A 19,396-nucleotide genomic window follows, 5' to 3' on the forward strand; every position below is an offset into this window, starting at 1 on the left:
AATTCAACTATTCCGCGGGCGCTGCCAGCGCGGCAGGTTCGGCGCGCCGCCGCAACCGGTCGATCAACAGGTAAATCACCGGCGTGGTGTAGAGCGTCAGGATCTGCGAAACGAACAGGCCGCCGATGATGGTGATGCCGAGCGGCCGGCGCAGCTCCGTCCCGGGACCGGTGGCGAGCACCAGCGGAATGCCGGCAAACAGCGCCGCCATGGTCGTCATCAGGATCGGCCGGAACCTTGCGCTGCAGGCCTCGAAGATCGCGTCCGCCGAGGACAGGCCGCGCTGCCGCTCGGCGTCCAGCGCGAAATCGACCATCATGATGCCGTTCTTCTTGACGATGCCGATCAAGAGGATGATGCCGACAAAGGCGATCACGGTCAGGGGCGTACCGGTCAGTTGCAGAGCCAGCAGCGCGCCCAGCCCTGCGGAGGGCAAGGTCGAGATGATCGTGAGCGGATGGGCCAGGCTCTCATAGAGCACCCCGAGCACGATATACATCGCGACCAGCGCCCCCAGGATCAGGAGCGGCTGCCTTCCGCTGGTCTTGTTGAAGTCGCCGGCGTTGCCGTCAAAGCTGCCACGGATGCCTTCGGGCATATGCAATTCATCCACCGCGCGCTGGATATTCGACGTCGCCTGCTCCAGCGGCACGTTCGGCAGCAGATTGAACGATACCGTGGTCGAGGGGAAGGACTGCGTGTGATAGACGGCGAGCGGCGCCAGCCCTCGCTGATAGTGGACCACAGCCGACAAGGGCACCTGGGCGCCGTTGGCGCCGGCCACGTAGATTCGCTCGAGATTGGACGGATCGGTCTGGAATTTCGGATCGATCTCCAGCACCACCATGTATTGGTTGCGCTGGGTATAGACGATCGAGATCTGCCGCTGCGAGAAAGCGTTGTTGAGCGCGTTGTCGATATCCTGCACACGGACGCCGAGGCTTGAGGCAGTCTTGCGGTCGATCACCAGGTTGAGCTGCAATCCGCCGGGGTCGCGATCGCTGGAGACGTCGGTGATACCTTCGACGGTCTCCATGCGCTTGGCGACGATCGGCGCCCACTTCTGCAACAAATCGAGATCGGCGCTCGAGAGCGTGTACTGGTAGTCGGAATCGCTCTGTCGCCCGCCGGCGCGGACGTCCTGAGCCGCGAACATGAACAGGCGGATCCCCGGCACCATGAACAGGTTGCGGCGCAGGCGATCGATCACAAGCTGTGTCGAAACTCCCCCCCGCTCCTCCGGCGATTTCAGGCTGATGAACATGGTGCCACGGCTGGCGCCGCCGCCCATCCCGCCGCTCCCGAGCGATGAGCCGATGCCGGCGACCGCGGGATCGGCCATCACGATGTCGGCCACCTGTTGCTGCAGCTTGAGCATGGCCTGGAACGAGGTGTCAGCCGATGCCCGCGTCGCGCCGATGACGAAGCCGCTGTCGTCGGTCGGAAAATAGCCCTTCGGCGTCTTAATGTAGAGCGTCACGGTCAGCGCGATGGTGGCAAAGAACACGAGCAAGGTCAGGAACGGAAAATCGAGCACGCCGCGCAGCGTCCACGTATAGAAGCGCACGATGCGCGACAGAGTTCCCTCGATCAGGCGGTCGAACCAGGTGGCGCGGGCGGAGGTCGCTTCCTTGATGTAGTGCGCGCAGATCATCGGGGTGATCGTCAGCGACACCAGGGTCGAGACCAGGATGGCGAAGGTCAGGGTCAGCGAGAATTCGCGGAGCAGCCGTCCGACGATACCGTCCATGAAAATCAGGGGCGTGAAGGCGGCGATCAGCGACAGCGAGATCGAAACCACGGTGAAGCCGATCTGCTTGGCCCCCTCCAGCGCCGCCGGATAAGGCGCCATGCCCTGCTCGAGATTGCGGTACATGTTCTCGATCATCACGATCGCATCGTCGACCACGAAGCCGACCGAGATCGCCAGCGCCATCAGTGACAGATTGTCGATCGAGAACCCGGCGAGCCACATGCCGGCGCACGTGCCCGCCAGCGCCAGCGGCACCGAGACGCCCGCCGCAATCGTCGGCGTCAAGCGGCGCAGGAACACGAACACCACCACCATGACCAGCCCGGCGGTGGCAAGCAGCGTCAGTTGCATGTCGAGCACGCTGGCGCGGATGGTGCCGGTGCGGTCGACGAGGGTGGAAATCTCAAGACCGGCGGGAATCCACTGCTTCAGCTCCGGCAGCATCGCCGTCACCCGGTCGACGGTATCGATGACGTTGGCATCGCCCTGCTTGGTGATCTGGATCAGGACCGCCGGCTGCTTGTTGAACCAGGCGACCGAGCGGACGTTGCGTACGCTGTCTTCGATCTCGGCGACATCCGACAGGCGGACGAAATTGCCGCTCGAGCTCTTGATCAGGATGTTGCGGAACTCGGCGGCGGTCCGCATCTGCGGATTGATCGAGAGCGTCTCGCTCTGGCGGCCGCCATTGAAGATGCCGACCGGTCCGAGCGGATTGGCGTTGACGATGGCCTGGCGGACGTCCTCGGTAGCAATGCCGGCATTCGACAGCGCGACCGGATTGAGCGAGATCCGCACCGCCGGCTGATCGGCGCCCGAGACCGTGACCTCGCCCACTCCCGGCACTTGCGAGATGCGCTGGGCGAGCACGGTATCCGCGACGTCGTACATCGCGCTGGTCGACATCGTCTTCGATGTCAGCGCCAGCACGAATACCGGCGCCGCCGCTGGATTGGCCTTCCTGAAGATCGGCAATGTCGGCAGGTCGGTCGGCAGATCCGCCATCGAGGCGTTGATTGCCGCCTGCACGTCGCGCGCAGCGCGATCAATGTTGCGTCCGATCGCGAACTGCACCTGGATGCTGGTGCTGCCGAGCGAGCTCACCGACGTGATCTGCTCCACGTCCGCGATCTCGCCGAGCCGGCGCTCCAGCGGCGCCGCCACCGTCGCAGCCATCACCGAAGGGTCGGCGCCCGGCCGCGACGCGAACACCCTGATCATCGGAAAATCGACGTTCGGAACCGACGCCACCGGCAGGAACCCATACGCAACGATCCCGATCAGGAACAGCCCGATCGCCATCAGCGTGGTGCCGACCGGACGACGAATGAAGGGCTCCGAGATCGAGATCGACGCCATCACTGCATGCCCTCGGTCGCTCCCGCGACCGGCGGGCCTTGCGGACCCGGGTCCGGTAGCGCGTGCTCGATCCTGCGGTTCAGCCGGTCGAGCGCGAGGTAGATCACGGGCGTCGTGTAGAGCGTCAGCAACTGGCTGAGCAGGAGGCCGCCGATGATGGAAATGCCGAGCGGAAAGCGCAGCTCCGCGCCGGTGCCGCTTTCAATCGCGAGCGGCAGCGCGCCGAACAGCGCCGCCAATGTCGTCATCATGATCGGCCGGAAGCGCAACAGGCAGGCCTGCACGATCGCGTCGTAGGGCGACATGCCCCGATGGCGCTCCGCGTCCAGCGCGAAATCGATCATCATGATCGCGTTCTTCTTGACGATGCCCATCAGGAGAATGATGCCGATCAGGCCGATGACCGAAAGGTCCTGCCCGAACAGCATCAGCGCCAGGATGGCGCCGACGCCCGCCGAGGGCAGCGTCGACAGGATCGTGATCGGGTGGATGTAGCTCTCATAAAGCACGCCCAGCACGATGTAGATGGTGATGATCGCGGCGAGGATCAGCCAGGGCTGGCCCGCGAGCGATCTGGAAAATTCCGCGGCGTCGCCGGTATAGACTCCGACGATGCTGTTGGGCATGCCGATCCGGGTTTCGATCGTCTTCACCGCTGCAACAGCATCGCCGAGTGCCTCGCCGGGCGCGAGGTTGAAGCTGAGCGACACCGCCGGGAATTGAGCCTGGTGCGAGATGGCAAGCGGCGCCGTGGTACGCGTCAGCGTCGCCACCGCCGACAACGGCACCTGCGCGCCGTTCACGCCGGGCAAATACAGCTTGTCGAGAATCGACGGATCGCGCTGATACATCGGCAGCGCCTCCAGCACGACGCGGTACTGGTTGGCCTGCCCGTAAATGGTCGAAATCTGCCGCTGCGCGAACGCGTCGTTCAGGGTATCGTTGACGGCCTGCAGGCTGACGCCAAGCTGGCCGGCGCGCTGACGATTGATATCGAGTGCCGCCCGCAGGCCGGCCTCCTGCGCCTCCGACGACACGTCGCGGAACATCGGATCACGCCGCATCTCGGCGACCAGCTTGCCCGCCCAGCGCGAGACTTCCTTCGCGTCCGTGCCGTTCAGCGTGTACTGGTACTGCGACCGGCTCGACTGTGTCGAAATCTGCACGTCCTGCACCGGCTGGAAATAGATGGTCATGCCGGGGATCAGGGCCGTCTTCTGCTTCAGCCGCGCCACCACCTTCGAAATGTCGTCGCGCCGCTCGCCGAGCGGCTTGAGCGTCATCACCAGCCGGCCGACATTGGTGGTCGGGTTGACCGAACCGGCGCCGATCACGGAAACCACGCCGGTCACGTCCGGGTCCGACTTGATCAGGTCCGCCGCCTTGCTCTGTCGCGCCTGCATTTCAGCGAAAGAGACGTCCGGGCCGGCCTCGGTTACCGCAGTGATCGAGGACGTGTCCTGGAGCGGCAGGAAGCCCTTCGGCGCGATCACATACATGAACAGCGTGAGCGCGATGGTGGCGAAGGTCACCAGCAGCGTCGCGCGCTGGCGCTGCAGTACCCACAACAGCGTGCGATGGTAGAACTCGACCATGCGGTCGATGAAGCGGCTGATGGCGCCAAGGCCCGGCAGCACGAATTCCTCGTCGACGCGCTTCAAGAGCCGCGAGCACATCATCGGCGTCAGCGTCAGCGAGACCACCGCCGAGGTCACGACCGCGATCGTCAGCGTCAGCGCAAACTCGCGGAACATGCGCCCGACCAGCCCGGACATGAACAGCAGCGGAATGAAGACCGCGATCAACGACAGCGTCAGCGAGATCACGGTGAAGCCGATCTCGCTCGCGCCCTTGAGCGCCGCTTCCATCACCGACTCGCCCTCCTCCATGTGGCGGACGATGTTCTCGATCATCACGATGGCGTCGTCGACCACGAATCCGGTGCCGATCGTCAGCGCCATCAGCGACAGATTGTCGAGGCTGAAGCCGGCAAAATACATGATGCCGAAGCTCGTGATCAGCGACAACGGCAGCGCGACGCCCGCGATCAGCGTGGCGCGCAGTGACCGCAGGAACAGCAGCACGACCAGCGTCACCAGCACGACACTCAGGATCAGCGTGAACTGCACGTCGCGTACGGAGGCGCGGATGGTGACGGTGCGATCGCTGACGACGGTCAGGTTGACGCCGGCCGGAATCAGCCGCTGCAGCCGCGGGATCTCGTCGCGGATCTGGCGGACGACCTCGATGACATTGGCGCCGGGTTGGCGCTGGATGTCGATAATAACAGCCGGTGTGCCCTGATACCAACCGCCGGTGCGGTCGTTCTCGAGCCCATCCACGATCACGGCCACGTCGCCGATCGTCACCGGCGAGCCGTTGCGATAGGCGATGATGATGGGCTTGTAGGCTTCCGCCACCGCGATCTGGTCATTGGCGGCGATCGTATAGGCCTGCTGCGCGCCGTCGAGCGATCCCTTCGGGCCCGAGACGTTGGCGCCGGCAATCGCGTTGCGCAGGTCCTCCATCGAGATGCCATAGGCTGCAAGCCGCGCCAGATCGGCCTGCACCCGCACCGCCGGTTTCAGCCCGCCCAATACGGCGACGCGGCCGACGCCCGAAATTTGGCTCAGCCGCTGGCCGAGGATGGTGTCGGCGAGGTCGCTCATCGCACGCAGCGAGATCGTCTCCGACGTCAGCGCCAGCGTCATGACCGGCGCATCCGCTGGATTTACCTTGGCGTAGACGGGCGGGTACGGAAGGTTCTTCGGCAATACCCCCGCGGCGGCATTGATCGCGGCCTGGACGTCCTGGGTCGCGCCATCGATGTCGCGGTTGAGATCGAACTGCAGCGAGATCTGGCTGACGCCGAACGAGCTGGTCGAGTTCATCGATGACAGCGACGGGATTTGTCCGAGCTGGCGTTCGAGCGGTGCCGTAATCAGGGAGGCGATGACGTCGGGGCTGGCGCCCGGCAGTTGCGTCGACACTTGCACTGTCGGGAAATCGACCTGCGGCAGCGCCGAGACCGGCAGCGCGAAATAGCCGAGAGCACCGCCGATCAAAAGCGCGATCCCGAGCAGCGAGGTCGCGATCGGCCGGCGGATGAACGGTTCAGAGACGCCCATGGCTTTGCGTACTCGTCCTTGCGAAGTGATCTCTTTGCTGGAGCATGATCTTTTCGGAAAACCGGTTTCCACTTTTCCGGATCATGCTCTGGGATAGTCGTTGCGTCACGGCTGCGACTTCGCTGCGCCGCCTGACGTTTCACCCCCCGTTGCTGCCCCGCTCGAGCTCTTCTGATCGCCTTCGCCCTGCGTGCGCTCGCGCCGCGAACGATGCTCGCCGTCCTTCGCTTGACCGTCCTTGGGTTGACCATCCTTGGCCTGGCCGTTCTTGGCATCCGGGCTGCGGCTGCGCTTGCGCGGCGCGAGATCGGCGGTCGGCGCGGCATCGTCCTTGCCGATGATGACTTTCGATCCATCGGCGAGATTGGCAAACCCCGTGGTGACGACGCGGTCGGAGGCCGTGATCCCCTTGCCGATCACGGCGTCATGCTCGTTCTGCTGAATAACCGTCACTGGTTTTGCAGTGGCGATATTGTCCTCGCCGATCACATAGCTGAAGGTTCCGGCTGGCCCGCGTTGCACGGCCGAGGTCGGCACCACGATCGCCTTCGGCAGCGTCTCGACTTTCAGCCGCACATTGACGAATTGGCCGGGCCAGAGCTGGAAATTGCCGTTGGGAAATTCCGCCTTCAGTTTCAGCGTACCGGTGGTCGGGTCGACCTGATTGTCGATGCCGGTCAGTTTGCCGGTATCGATCACAGTCACGCCGTCATTGCCGAACACGTCGACCGCGAGCGTGCCCTGGCCGGCGGCGGCATTCACCCGCACGATCTGCTGCTGCGGCAGGCTGAACCACACCGCGATCGGCTGCAACTGGGTGAGCACAACGAGGCCGGTGGTGTCGGAGGCATGAATGATGTTGCCCTGGTCGACCTGGCGGAGGCCCGCGCGCCCTGAGATTGGCGCAATGACCTTGGTGTAGCTCAGCGTCGCCGCCGCGTTGTCGATCGCGGCCTGATCGGCCTTCACCAGCGCTTCCTGCTGCGCAACCACCGCCTTCTGGGTATCAGCTTGCTGCTTCGAACCCGCGTTGGTTTGGGCGAGCTGCTGGTAGCGGGCGAGGTCGAGCCGCTGATTGGCGAGCAGCGCCTCATCCTGCGCCTTCTTGGCGACGGCCTGATCGTACTGGGCCTGATAGATCGCGGGATCGATTTCGGCGAGCACGTCGTCCTTCTTGACGTCCTGCCCCTCGACAAAGTTCACCTTGATCAGCTTGCCGTCGACCTGCGAGCGAACCGTAACGGTATTCAGCGCACGCACCGAGCCGACGCCGTCCAGATAGACCGGCACGTCCTGCACGCGCGGCATGGCCGCCAGCACCGGCACCGGCAGGTCCGGCCGGGCGTTGGGGTTGTGACCGCCGCTCTTCGGCTGCCAGGCGAGCCAGCCGATATAGCTGAGGCCGCCGAGGATCACGGCGGCAATGATCAGCGATACCATCCGCTTGAGCAGGCGCGGCAACAGGCTCTGCTTCTTCACCTCCGCAGCCTTCGCGTTGTCCTTTGCTTCCGGCTTAAAGAGCATCGACCGATCTCTCCACCTTTGGCTCCCAGCCGCCGCCCAGGGCCTGATACAGGCTGATGATCGCCTGCAGCCGCGCCAGTTGCGCCTGCCACAGCGCGTCCTCGGCCTGGAACAGAGTCTGTTGAGTCTGTAGCACAGTTACGATGTCAGCAGTTCCAGCCCGCAACTGCTGTTCGGCCAGTTGGAATGCCCGCTGTGACGACGCCACGACGTCACGCTGCAGCTTCAGCCGGATCGTGGTCTCGCGGATCGCCACCAGCGCGTTGTCGACGTCGGCGAAGGATTGCACCACTGTCCTGCGATAGGTTTGCAGCAGTTCTTCCTGCTGCGCCTGCGTCAACTCGAAATTGCCGAGGATCCGCCCGCCGTCGAAGATCGGCTGCGTCGCGCCGCCGACCAGGCTGAAGAAGGCGGCATGCGGCTGGAATAGTGCCGACAGCGCCGAACTCTGATAGCCGCCTTGTCCGGTCAACTGGATGCTCGGAAAGAACTGCGCGCGGGCGCTACCGACATTGGCGGTGGCGGCGGCGAGCTGCGCCTCCTGTCGCCTGATGTCGGGACGCTGCGTCAGCAATGCCGACGGCAAGCCCGGCGTCACCCGGGGAATGGCGATGTTGTTGAGCGAGCCGCCGGTGACGCGCACGCTCTCCGGCGGCCGCGACACCAGTGTCGCCAGCGCATTGATGTTCTGGTCGAGGGTCTGCCGCAGCGGCGGCACCAGCGCGCGCTGATTGGCCACCAGGCTCTCCTGCTGCGCGACATCGAGATCGGTGCCGGTGCCGGCCTTGAAGCGATCCTTGATCGCGTTGAGGACACGCTCGGCGCTGGCGATGTTGCGCTGGGCGGTGCGAATTCGATCCTGCGACGTCAGCACCTGGAAATAGGCGTTGGCAACGGCGGTCAGCGTGGTCAGCGCCACCACCTCACGGTCGAAGCGGCTGGCGACCGCGGTCTCTTCGGCCGCCTGCGCGGCATCGCGGTTCTGGCCCCAGAAATCGAGCTGATAGCTCGCGGCAAGCGAGGCGTTGTAATTGACCACCTCGCGCCCGCCGATGCTGAGGCCACTCGCGCTCGAGCCGGAGGTACGTGAATACGTCTCGGACCCAGAGCCGGAGAGCGTCGGCAGCAAGGCCGCGCCGGCAATCCGCGCCTGCGCGTCCGCTTGCTTGAAACGCGCCACTGCCGCCGCAATGTCCAGATTGACCCGCTGGGCTTCTTCCATCAGCGTCGTTAGTTCCGTCGAGCGAAAGCCGCGCCACCAGTCGAGCGTCGGCGGCGCGTCGGAGGCCTTTGCCGGCCGCGCCGCCTTGTAGCCGCCGGGAATATCCAGCGCGGGATCGGGAATATCCTTGGTTAGGATGCAGCCGGCCGAACTCGCGGCAATCACAAAACCCGCAAACATGCGCAACACGCCTCGCAGGCTTGGCACAGGCGCGCGCGGCCGTGCGCTGACAGCAGCCCCCCGGATGCGTTGGGTCACCTCCGTTCTCCTCCGCGCGCCGAATCAAGTCGCGATGAGTTCGCAACGCGTTGGGGGATGGTCTGTCGAACGTTCACGGAGTGATGCTTCCAATGGAACCGCGCCGTCATACTACTCCGAGGGCATGGCAAGCGGACAGTCCTGCCAACCCGACGAGACACTCCGGCCAAGTTCAACCAGGGAACCGCCGAATAGCAAGTTGTCCTTATGTTACGGGCCTTACTTCAATTTCGTCGGCACCGGAAGCTGCCGGAATCTTACGAAGATTTCATGGGGATTTCCGAGCGCCTGTTGCCCCAAATCCCCAATGCTCCGACGCCATCCGGCGGCCCATTTCGCGGACCGAGAGTCGCGAGGCAGATTGCCGCGGACCGGTGGGTCGATTCGGGCCGTCGCGCACCGCGGCGCAAGGGCCTTTCCCTTTTGCCGCCCCCGCACTAGGGTCAGTCGGGAGCGAAATAACCGGCAAAGAATACCCCCGACATGACAATCAACAACGACGTCGTCGAAGCCATCGGCAATACGCCGCTCATCAAGCTGAAGCGTGCCTCCGAGCTGACCGGATGCACCATCCTGGGCAAGGCCGAGTTCATGAATCCCGGTCAGTCGGTCAAGGACCGCGCCGGCAAATGGATGATCCTGGAGGCCGAGAAACGTGGCGCGCTCAAGCCGGGCGGGCTGGTGGTGGAATCGACCGCCGGCAATACCGGCATCGGGCTTGCGGTTGTCGCCAGCGCCCGCGGCTACCGGACCCTGATCCTGATCCCGGAAACCCAGAGCCGGGAAAAGAAGGACATGCTGCGGCTATGCGGTGCCGAATTGATCGAGGTGCCGCAGCTGCCCTACTCCAATCCGAACAACTATCAGCATGTCGGCAAACGGCTGGCTGACGAACTTCGCAAGACCGAGCCGAACGGCGTGTTGTTCGCCGACCAGTGGAACAACCTCGACAATGCCAAGGCGCACTACGACTCGACCGGCCCGGAGATCTGGCAGCAGACCGGCGGCAAGGTCGACGGTTTCATCTGCTCGGTCGGTACCGGTGGCACGCTCGCCGGCACCAGCCGCTATTTGAAGGAAAAGAACAACGCCATCGTCACTGCCTGCGCCGATCCGCACGGCTTTGCGATGTACGAACTGTTCAAGCATGGCGAAGCCAAATCGACGCCGGGCGACTCGATCACCGAGGGCATCGGTCTTGGCCGCGTCACGTCCATCATCGAGACCGCCAAGGTCGATGACGCCTTCCTGATTTCCGACGAAGAAGCGGTCACCGTGATTTACGAACTCCTGGAGCATGAGGGCCTCTGCCTCGGCGGTTCGACCGGCATCAACATCGCCGGCGCGATCCACCTGGCAAAGCAGCTCGGGCCCGGCAAGACGATCGTCACGATTCTCGCCGACTCCGGCAACCGCTATCAGTCCAAGCTCTTCAATCCGGATTTCATGCGCTCGAAGAACCTGCCGATGCCTGCATGGCTCGAGAAGCGCACCAAGATCGACGTGCCGTTTGTCTAAGACTTGGCAACACTCGCGAACCTCATCTTGAGGAGTGGCCGCAAGGCCGCGTCTCGAAGGATGGGCCACGGGCTCTATGGTTCGAGACGCGCGCTATCGCGCGCTCCTCACCATGAGGGAGACAGTCACCGTAAAATCTGACTGAGGAACAGCTTCGTCCGCGCGTGCTGCGGATGAGCGAAGAATTCCTTCGGCGTGTTCGACTCGATGATCTGGCCGGCGTCCATGAAGATGACGCGGTCGGCGACCTCGCGGGCAAATCCCATCTCGTGGGTGACGACCAGCATGGTCATGCCTTCCTTGGCGAGGTCGACCATGGTGTCCAGGACTTCCTTCACCATTTCCGGATCGAGCGCCGAGGTCGGCTCGTCGAACAGCATGACCTTCGGATTCATCGTGAGCGCACGCGCGATCGCGACGCGCTGCTGCTGGCCGCCGGACATCTGGCCCGGATATTTGCTGGCCTGATGCGGGATTTTCACCCGCTCCAGAAACTTCATCGCGGAGGCCTCCGCGTCCTTCTTCGGGATGTTGCGTACCCAGATCGGCGCCAGCGTGCAGTTTTCGAGCACCGTCAGATGCGGGAACAGGTTGAAGCTCTGGAACACCATGCCGACCTCGCGCCGGACCTCGTCGACGCGCCGCAAGTTCGGGCCAAGCTCGATGCCATCGACGATGATCTCGCCTTCCTGAAACTCCTCCAACGCGTTGATGCAGCGGATCAGCGTCGACTTGCCGGAGCCCGAAGGGCCGCAGATCACGATGCGCTCGCCGCGGGCCACTTCGAGATTGATGTCGCGCAGCACGTGGAACTCGCCGTACCACTTGTTGAGGCCCTTGATGCTGACGATCGGATTCGAACTCATGGTGAATTTACTCAGTTGCGCCGGTGCGCGTTCAGCCTGTTCTCGACGAACAGAGAATAGCGCGACATGCCGAAACAGAAGACGAAATAGATCAGCCCGGTGAAGGCAAAGCCGGTGAAAGCCGTGGTCGGCGTCGCCCACGTAGGATCGCTGAAGGAAGCGCGCAACTGGCCGAGCAGGTCGAACAGCGCGACGATCGACACCAGCGAGGTGTCCTTGAACAGCGCGATGAAGCTGTTGACGAGGCCGGGAATGACATGGCGCAGCGCCTGCGGCAGGACGATCAGCGCCGTCGTCTTCCACCAGGACAGGCCGAGCGCGCTTGCCGCCTCCCCCTGCCCGCGCGGGATCGCCTGCAGCCCACCCCTGATGACCTCGGCCTGATAGGCGCCGGCGAACAGCGCAATGCCGATCAGCGCGCGCACCAGACCGTCGATGGTGAAGCCGGTCGGCACGAACAGCGGCAGCATGTAGGTCGCAAAGAACAGCACCGTGATCAGCGGCACGCCGCGCCAGAACTCGATGAAGGCGATCGAGAAGATACGGATCAAGGGAATGGTCGAACGTCGGCCGAGCGCCAGCGCAATGCCGACCGGCATCGAAGTGACGATGCCCGTCACCGAAACGACCAGCGTCACCAGCAAGCCGCCCCATAGCCTGGTGTCGACCACGGGGAAGCCGCCGCGGTCGAGCTTCATGACGGCTATCACCAGACCAATCCCGGCGAAGGTCGCGAGACTGACGGCCAGCGGCCGCCAGCCGGTGCGGAAGCCGCCGCCGAGGAAGAACAGCAGCAGCGAGACGATCGCGGCAGTGAGCGCAAAATCAGTCCAGACCGGCTGACCGCCGCTCTGGATCTGGTCGCGCAGCCATTGCAGGGGCAACAGCACCCAGGAGATCACCGTGCTGATCAGGACGATCAGCTTTCCGAGTCCCCAGAGCGCCGGCCCGATCACGGCGGAGGCTTCGCCAGCCGCCGCGAGCTTACGCCCGCCGTCGCCGATGCTGTCGTTGAAGCCCGACAATAGCGACGTGACCCAGCTCACGGCAAAACCATCGAGCCCGCCGCCACGCAGCAGGAAGAACGCCACCACCGGAAAAGCCAGGAAGAACAGGCTGGCATTGATGCCCTTGGCCGGGAGCCGAGGAATCAACAGCGGCAATAGCAGCACAGCCGCCAGGAAGAACGTCAGGTTGACCCGCCAGCGCTCCGGCTCCGGATAGAATCCATAGATAAACTGGCTGAGCTTGGCGTGGATGAACGGCCAGCAGGCGCCGACCGGATGCCCGGCATTCTCGGCCAAGCACGCGGCGCGGTCCTTGCCGGTCCAGACCGCATCCACAAACAAGAATTTGACCGTGGGGACGAGCACGAACCACAGCAGGAGCACGCTGACGATCGTGATCAGGATGTTGGTCGGCGAATTGAACAGCCGGGTGCGCAGGAAGCCCACGAGACCCGTGGTCCTCACCGGTGCCGGCCGCTCCGGAACGAGCTCCTCGCGGACGAAATTGGAAACGACGATATCGCTCATCAGCCCATGCTCCGACTGATCCGCCAGCCATAGAAGCTCATGATCGCGCTCGTCACCAGCGAGATCAGGAGATAGACGCCCATGGTGATGCCGATGATCTCGATCGCCTGGCCGGTCTGGCTGAGCGTCGTTCCGGCGAACACCGACACCAGGTCGGGATAGCCGATCGCGACCGCGAGCGAGGAGTTCTTGGTGAGGTTGAGATACTGGTTGGTGAGCGGCGGCAGGATCACGCGCATCGCCTGCGGGATTACGATCAGCCGCAGCACCTCTCCGCGGTGCAGCCCGAGGGAGGAGCCGGCCTCCATCTGCCCCTTGTGCACGGACAGGATGCCGGCGCGCACGATCTCGGCGATGAAAGCGGCGGTGTAGGTCGACAGCGCGAGCGTCAGCGCCACGAACTCCGGAATCAGGCGCGCGCCGCCGGCGAAATTGAAGCCCCTCAGCACCGGCATCTCGAAGGTCACGGGCGCGCCGAAGATCAGCGACGTCACCAGCGGCAGCCCGATCAGGAGGCCGAGCAGGTAGGGCCAGATCGTGATCATCCTGCCATACTGGTAGAGCTGCCGCCGCGCGTAGCGCCAAAGCACCAGCGCCGCCACGATCGCAACCAAGACCGCGACGACAAACGGCTCGAAGCCGGGATTGCCGATCGGCCTCGGAATCACCAGGCCGCGGTTGTTGAGGAAGAACATCCCGAACACGGAGACGCTCTGCCGCGGACTGGGCAGGGCCGCGAGCACCGCCAGATACCAAAACAGGATCTGGAACAAGATCGGCAGATTGCGCACCAGTTCGACATAGGCGCCGGAAATCCGCGACAATAGCCAGTTCGGCGACAGCCGCCCGAGCGCCACCATGAAGCCGATCACGGTGGCGAAGAAGATGCCGATCACCGAGACCAGCAGCGTATTGAGCAGTCCGACGAAGAAGACACGCGTATAAGTGTCCGAGCCCGTATACGGGATCAGGTTCTGGCTGACGTCAAAGCCGGCGGTGTTCTGCAGGAAGCCAAAGCCCGCGGTGATCCGCTGCGCCTGCAGGTTGGCGCGCGCATTGGCTACGATCTCATAGGCAATCCAGGCGAGCACTGCGACGAACAGGAGCTGGAGGACGAATCCTCCCCACCCTGCACGGCCGCCAAGCGCACGTTGCAGCTTGAGCACAAACTGCGACGGTGGTTTCCGGGGCTCGATGGCCATCGCCGCACGCCTGTCGGATCAGCGGATCGGCGGCGCGTATTGGATACCGCCCTTGTTCCAGAGGTTGTTGAGGCCGCGGGCGATGCCGAGCTTCGAGCCCGCGCCGACGTTGCGATCGAACGCCTCGCCGTAATTGCCGGTCGCCTTCACGATCCGTGCGAACCAGTCCTTGGTCAGGCCGAGCTGTTCGCCGAGATTGCCGTCGGTGCCGAAGGCGCGCTTCAGCTCCGGCTTGTCGGATTTGGCCATCTCGTCGACATTCTTCTGGGTGACGCCGAGCTCCTCGGCATCGACCATCGCAAACAGCGTCCATTTCACGATGTCGAACCACTGGTCGTCGCCGTGGCGGACCATCGGGCCGAGCGGCTCCTTGGAGATCACCTCAGGCAGCACGACGTGGTCGGCGGGATTGGCGAGTTTCAGGCGCTCGGCATAAAGCTGGGAGACGTCGGACGTGAAGACGTCACAGCGGCCGGATTCATAGGCCTTCACCGTCTCGTCGGCTGAGGCGAACGCGATCACCTCATACTTCATGTTGTTGCCCTTGAAGTAGTCGGCGAGGTTCTGCTCAGTCGTGGTCCCGGTCTGCACGCAAACCGAGGCGCTGTTCAACTCCAGCGCTGAATTGACCTTCAGCGACTTCTTCACCAGGAAGCCCTGCCCGTCATAATAGGTCACGCCGGTGAAGTTGGCGCCGAGCGAGGTATCGCGCGACAGCGTCCAGGTGGTGTTGCGCGAGAGCACGTCGATCTCGCCGGACTGCAGCGCGGTAAAGCGGTCTTTCGCCGACAGCGGCACGAACTTGACCTTGGTGCCATCGTTGAAGATCGCCGCCGCGATTGCGCGGCAGACATCCACATCAAGTCCGGTCCAGTTCCCCTTGTCGTCGGGGGACGAGAATCCGGGCAGGCCCTGGCTGACCCCGCAGGACAGCATGCCCCGGTCCTTGACCGTCTTAAGAGTTTGCGCCGAAGCGCCCTGCGCCGAGAGGCCGGCGGCAAGGGCAAGAGTGAGAACCAGCGATACGCGTTTCATGGCAGGGCCTTTCAAGGGGTCGTCCGGGAAGGTTTGCGTGCGGTCGCCTCAAACGTTAACGGACCGACCGATGATCCCCAGCGAATCGCCGATCTGGCCTGCATCTTGCGTGCCAATCAGCCAAGCGTTGGATCGAAGGTCGCGGCAGGCCCCTCAACGTGCGGCGACTAGAAGTTGGGGGCATCACATAGTGACTGGCGAGCCGGGTCAAGGGGTTGACGTAGCTCTTCCCTGTCCTGTTATTAAAAACCCGGCCCAGGCCCGCTTCTTCCGACGCGTCATGGCTGCTGCGGCAAAAAGTCTTTAACGGCGAGCGCATGAGCTTTTCCAACGACGGACCGGTCCCCCCACAACAGCCCGAAACCCGCCTGGTGACCGCGGGCCGGGACACCGAGGCCCAGAAGGGCTTCGTCAATCCGCCGGTTGTCCACGGTTCCACCGTGCTCTATCCGACCGCGGACGACCTCCATGCCCATCGCGGTGAGTATCAGTATGGCCGCCACGGCACGCCGACGACGCGGGCGCTGCAGGACGTGCTGATGGGGCTGGAGGGGCCGCAATGCGCCGGCGTCGGACTCGCGCCGTCCGGCCTCGCGGCGATCAGCACGGCACTATTGTCGGTGCTCAAGGCTGGCGACCATCTCCTAGTCTGCGACAACGTCTATCGCCCCTCGCGCAATTTCTGCAACGGCATGCTGGCGCGCTACGGGGTGGAGACCACCTATTTCGATCCGCTGATCGGTGCCGGCATCGAAGCGCTGTTCAAGCCGAACACCCGCGCGGTGCTGGTCGAAGCGCCCGGCTCGCAATCCTTCGAGATGCCTGACATTCCTGCCATCGCTGCCGTCACGCATGCGCGGGGCGCGCTCGTGATCGACGACAACACCTGGGCAACGCCGCTCTATCACCGCTCGCTGGAGCAAGGCGTCGACATCAGCATCCAGGCCGCGACCAAATATATCGGCGGGCACTCCGACATCATGTTCGGCACCATTTCGGCGAATGCCCAGGCGTGGCCACTGCTCGCCGAGGGCATCCGCCTGCTCGGCGTCTGCGCCGGGCCTGATGATGTCTATCTGGCGCTGCGCGGCCTCCGCACGCTCTCGGTCCGGCTCGCGCAGCACTATCGTTCGGGGCTGGAGATGGCGCGCTGGCTGCAGGCACGTCCGGAAGTGGCGCGGGTGCTGCACCCCGCGATCGAAACCGATCCCGGCCACGCGATCTGGAAGCGCGATTTCACCGGCGCTTCCGGGCTGTTCAGCATCGTGCTGAAGCCGGCCCCACAGAAAGCAGTCGACGCCCTGCTCGACACCGTCAAGCTGTTCGGCATGGGCTATTCCTGGGGCGGGTTCGAAAGCCTGGTTATCCCCTTCGACTGCAGCGACTATCGCACGGCTACCAAATGGGCGCCGGGCGGTCCGACGCTGCGGCTCCATATCGGCCTCGAGAGCATCGACGACCTCAAGGCCGATCTCGATCGTGGCTTTGCGGCGCTCAAGGCGGCGATGTAAGCGCGCAAGTACCGGAATTTTGCGGGCTTTCGGCGCGGCCAAATAACCGCGCGTTCACCATGACGAAGAACTCCAATCCTCGTCAGGCAAATCATCCCGCTCATCAAGTTCCCTTACACCTTTGCTGCCTTAGTCATGCTCCCGGGTTGGGCTGCCATCGCCGTGCTGCGTTGGCAGTCTGGGGTAAGCGTAAGCAGTCAAGCGTATGAAGACCGCACAGATCGTCGTACTGACCATCGCGCTTGGTGCTGGCGGTGGCGTGGTCTATTTGGTTCCCCAGTTCGAGACCAAGCCTGGTCCGGCCGCGCCGGTCGCGCAGCAACTGGCGACCGTCGAAGTTCTGGTCGCGCAGTCCGACATCGGCCTCGGCCAGTCGGTCAAGCAGGAGAACCTGCAATGGCAGGCCTGGCCGGCTGCGACCGCAAGCAACAATTTCATCCGCCGTAACAACAGGCCAGATGCCATCAAGGACGTGATCGGCTCGATCGCGCGCGCGCCGCTCATCGCCGGCGAGCCGATCCGGGAGCAGAAGCTCGTCAAGGCGGACGGATCGGGCTTCATGGCGGCAATCCTGCCCTCAGGCAGCCGCGCCGTCTCGACGGAAATCTCGGCAGAGACTGCTGCCGGCGGCTTCATCCTGCCGAACGACCGCGTCGACGTCATCCTCAGCAGGCGCGAGAAGAACCCGGACCAGCACAGCGCGGATCTCGTCCGTTCGGAGATCATCCTGAGCAATATCCGCGTGCTCGCCATCGACCAGGCGCCGAAAGAAAAAGACGGTGCCAATTCCCTGCTCGGCAAGACCGTCACGCTTGAATTGAAGCCCGAGCAGACCGAGACGCTGGCGCGGTCGCGCCAATCCGGCGTCCTGTCGCTCGCGCTACGCAGCATCGCCGACGTCAACGTGGCCGACAACGCCTCACAAGATCAGCCCCCGAAGCGGGGCCAGAGCATCAACGTGGTTCGCTACGGCGTCCCGAGCTCGACAACGACACAGAAGTGAGAAGGACGCCTGCCATGAAATGCGGTCGAACCAGATTTGCGGTGCGGTCTTCGCTGGTCCGCATCCTCTTGCTTTCGGCCGCGGCCGCACTGACTCTCTCGCCGGTCATTGCCGCCGATCCCGAGACCGAAGGCGCGCAACCGGTTGCGGGTTCGCCGGCCAAGACCCGATTCCTGGCGCTCGGCGTCGGCAAATCGGTGATCATTGACCTGCCGCGCGACGTGAAGGACGTGCTGGTTGCCGATCCCAAGATCGCCAACGCAGTCGTTCGCTCCGCGCAGCGTGCCTACATCATCGGCGCGGCGGTCGGGCAGACCAACGTCGTGTTCTTCGATGCCGACGGCCAGCAGGTCGCCGCCTATGACATCGCGGTGAAGCGCGATCTCAACGGCGTGCGCGCCGCGCTGAAGCAGACGCTGCCGGGCATCCAGATCGAAGGGGTCGGCGACGGCGTGATCCTGACCGGCTCGGTGTCGTCTCCGATCGAGGCCCAGCAGGCCGGCGACCTCGCGGCGCGGCTGGTCGGCGGCGCCGACAAGGTCGTCAACTCCATCACGGTGCGCGGCCGCGACCAGGTGATGCTGAAGGTCAATGTTTCCGAAGTGCGGCGCGACATCGTCAAGCAGATGGGCGTCGATCTTTCGGCCAACATGAACTACGGCACGGCGATCGTGAACTTCAACAACTCCACCCCGTTCACGGCCTTTGGCCGCCCGCTGGTGGCGGACAACGGCGCCGCCGTCTCGGCGGTCGCCAAGGGCCTCCCGACCGTCACCGCCACCTTGCGTGCGATGGAAAGCGCGGGTGTGGCGCGGACGCTGGCCGAGCCCAACCTGACCGCGATCTCCGGGGAATCGGCGACCTTCATCGCCGGCGGCGAATTTCCGATCCCCGCCGGCTATTCCTGCGATCCGGTCACGCATGTCTGCACGACCCAGATCCAGTTCAAGAAGTTCGGCATCTCCCTCAACTTCACCCCGGTGGTGCTGACCGAGGGCCGGATCAGCCTGCGCGTCATGACGGAAGTGTCCGAGCTCTCCACCGACAACGCCATCACGCTGAACCAGGGCGGCGCGTCGCTGACCATTCCTTCGATCACCACCCGCCGCGCAGAGACCACGCTGGAGATCCCCTCCGGCGGCTCGATGGCGATGGCCGGCCTGATCCAGCAGAAGACCAAGCAGGCCATCAACGGCATGCCCGGCGTCGACCAGTTGCCGATCCTCGGCGCGCTGTTCAGGAGCCAGGACTTCGTCAACAACGAGACCGAGCTGATGGTGCTGGTCACGCCCTATGTCGTGCGTGCGGTGGCCCAGAAGGAATTGTCGCGGCCCGATGACGGGTTCGCGCCGGCCGCCGACTCGCAATCGACGCTGCTCGCCCGCATCAACCGCATCTACGGCGTGGCGGCCCGCGCCGAGCCGGTCGGAGCCTATCCCGCCAATTTCGGCTTCATCATTGACTGAGCTTGGGGGCGCAACG

Annotated in this window: 12 protein-coding genes; 4 read left to right on the forward strand and 8 right to left on the reverse strand. The window is 64.2% G+C overall.

The genetic code is table 11. The features are described 5' to 3' along the window. Positions 1-7: 7 nt before the first annotated feature. The 4 genes from ACZIRK_RS13645 to ACZIRK_RS13660 all read right to left on the reverse strand — a co-directional run bounded on the left by ACZIRK_RS13645 (position 8) and on the right by ACZIRK_RS13660 (position 9,166). On the reverse strand, positions 8-3,112 hold the full coding sequence (locus tag ACZIRK_RS13645) for an efflux RND transporter permease subunit (RefSeq protein WP_130223462.1): 3,105 nt from the start codon (positions 3,110-3,112) through the stop codon (positions 8-10). Further along, positions 3,112-6,240 (reverse strand): efflux RND transporter permease subunit, encoded by a 3,129-nt coding sequence (locus ACZIRK_RS13650; protein ID WP_130223464.1) that lies wholly within the window; start codon positions 6,238-6,240, stop codon positions 3,112-3,114. Before ACZIRK_RS13650 ends, ACZIRK_RS13645 begins: the two co-directional genes overlap by 1 nt. 105 nt (positions 6,241-6,345) lie before the next feature. Beyond that, positions 6,346-7,764: an efflux RND transporter periplasmic adaptor subunit gene (locus ACZIRK_RS13655; protein WP_130223466.1), complete on the reverse strand. Its 1,419-nt coding sequence runs from the start codon at positions 7,762-7,764 to the stop codon at positions 6,346-6,348. After that, entirely contained in the window at positions 7,754-9,166 is a 1,413-nt protein-coding gene (locus tag ACZIRK_RS13660) for an efflux transporter outer membrane subunit (RefSeq protein WP_130223548.1), read from the reverse strand. The genes ACZIRK_RS13655 and ACZIRK_RS13660 overlap by 11 nt, the downstream gene beginning before the upstream one ends. 561 nt (positions 9,167-9,727) lie before the next feature. Here ACZIRK_RS13660 and ACZIRK_RS13665 point away from each other — a divergent pair. Then, complete coding sequence (locus ACZIRK_RS13665) at positions 9,728-10,762, forward strand: cysteine synthase A (RefSeq protein WP_130223468.1); 1,035 nt, start codon at positions 9,728-9,730, stop codon at positions 10,760-10,762. A 125-nt stretch (positions 10,763-10,887) separates the two neighbouring features. Here ACZIRK_RS13665 and ACZIRK_RS13670 read toward each other — a convergent pair whose 3' ends face one another. Genes ACZIRK_RS13670 through ACZIRK_RS13685 form a run of 4 tightly spaced genes read right to left on the reverse strand, consistent with a single transcriptional unit; the run spans position 10,888 to position 15,400 of the window. Continuing rightward, complete coding sequence (locus ACZIRK_RS13670) at positions 10,888-11,628, reverse strand: amino acid ABC transporter ATP-binding protein (RefSeq protein WP_130223470.1); 741 nt, start codon at positions 11,626-11,628, stop codon at positions 10,888-10,890. A gap of 11 nt (positions 11,629-11,639) precedes the next feature. Beyond that, the gene (locus ACZIRK_RS13675; RefSeq protein ID WP_130223472.1) at positions 11,640-13,163 is read right to left on the reverse strand and encodes an amino acid ABC transporter permease; all 1,524 of its coding nucleotides are present in this window, start codon (positions 13,161-13,163) and stop codon (positions 11,640-11,642) included. Beyond that, positions 13,163-14,365 (reverse strand): amino acid ABC transporter permease, encoded by a 1,203-nt coding sequence (locus tag ACZIRK_RS13680; RefSeq protein ID WP_130223474.1) that lies wholly within the window; start codon positions 14,363-14,365, stop codon positions 13,163-13,165. The genes ACZIRK_RS13675 and ACZIRK_RS13680 overlap by 1 nt, the downstream gene beginning before the upstream one ends. An 18-nt stretch (positions 14,366-14,383) precedes the next feature. Continuing rightward, positions 14,384-15,400, reverse strand: coding sequence for an amino acid ABC transporter substrate-binding protein (locus ACZIRK_RS13685; protein WP_028166840.1), 1,017 nt, complete (start codon positions 15,398-15,400; stop codon positions 14,384-14,386). 317 nt (positions 15,401-15,717) lie between these two features. Between ACZIRK_RS13685 and metC the strand changes: the two genes are divergently transcribed. The 3 genes from metC to ACZIRK_RS13700 all read left to right on the forward strand — a co-directional run bounded on the left by metC (position 15,718) and on the right by ACZIRK_RS13700 (position 19,380). Continuing rightward, the gene (gene metC, locus ACZIRK_RS13690; protein WP_130223476.1) at positions 15,718-16,911 is read left to right on the forward strand and encodes a cystathionine beta-lyase; all 1,194 of its coding nucleotides are present in this window, start codon (positions 15,718-15,720) and stop codon (positions 16,909-16,911) included. A 205-nt stretch (positions 16,912-17,116) separates the two neighbouring features. Further along, positions 17,117-17,914: a Flp pilus assembly protein CpaB gene (gene cpaB / locus ACZIRK_RS13695; protein ID WP_130223478.1), complete on the forward strand. Its 798-nt coding sequence runs from the start codon at positions 17,117-17,119 to the stop codon at positions 17,912-17,914. Between the two features lie 14 nt (positions 17,915-17,928). Continuing rightward, the gene (locus ACZIRK_RS13700; RefSeq protein WP_130223480.1) at positions 17,929-19,380 is read left to right on the forward strand and encodes a type II and III secretion system protein family protein; all 1,452 of its coding nucleotides are present in this window, start codon (positions 17,929-17,931) and stop codon (positions 19,378-19,380) included. The last annotated feature ends 16 nt before the right edge of the window (positions 19,381-19,396 follow it).

Source organism: Bradyrhizobium sp. Leo114 (assembly GCF_055229415.2).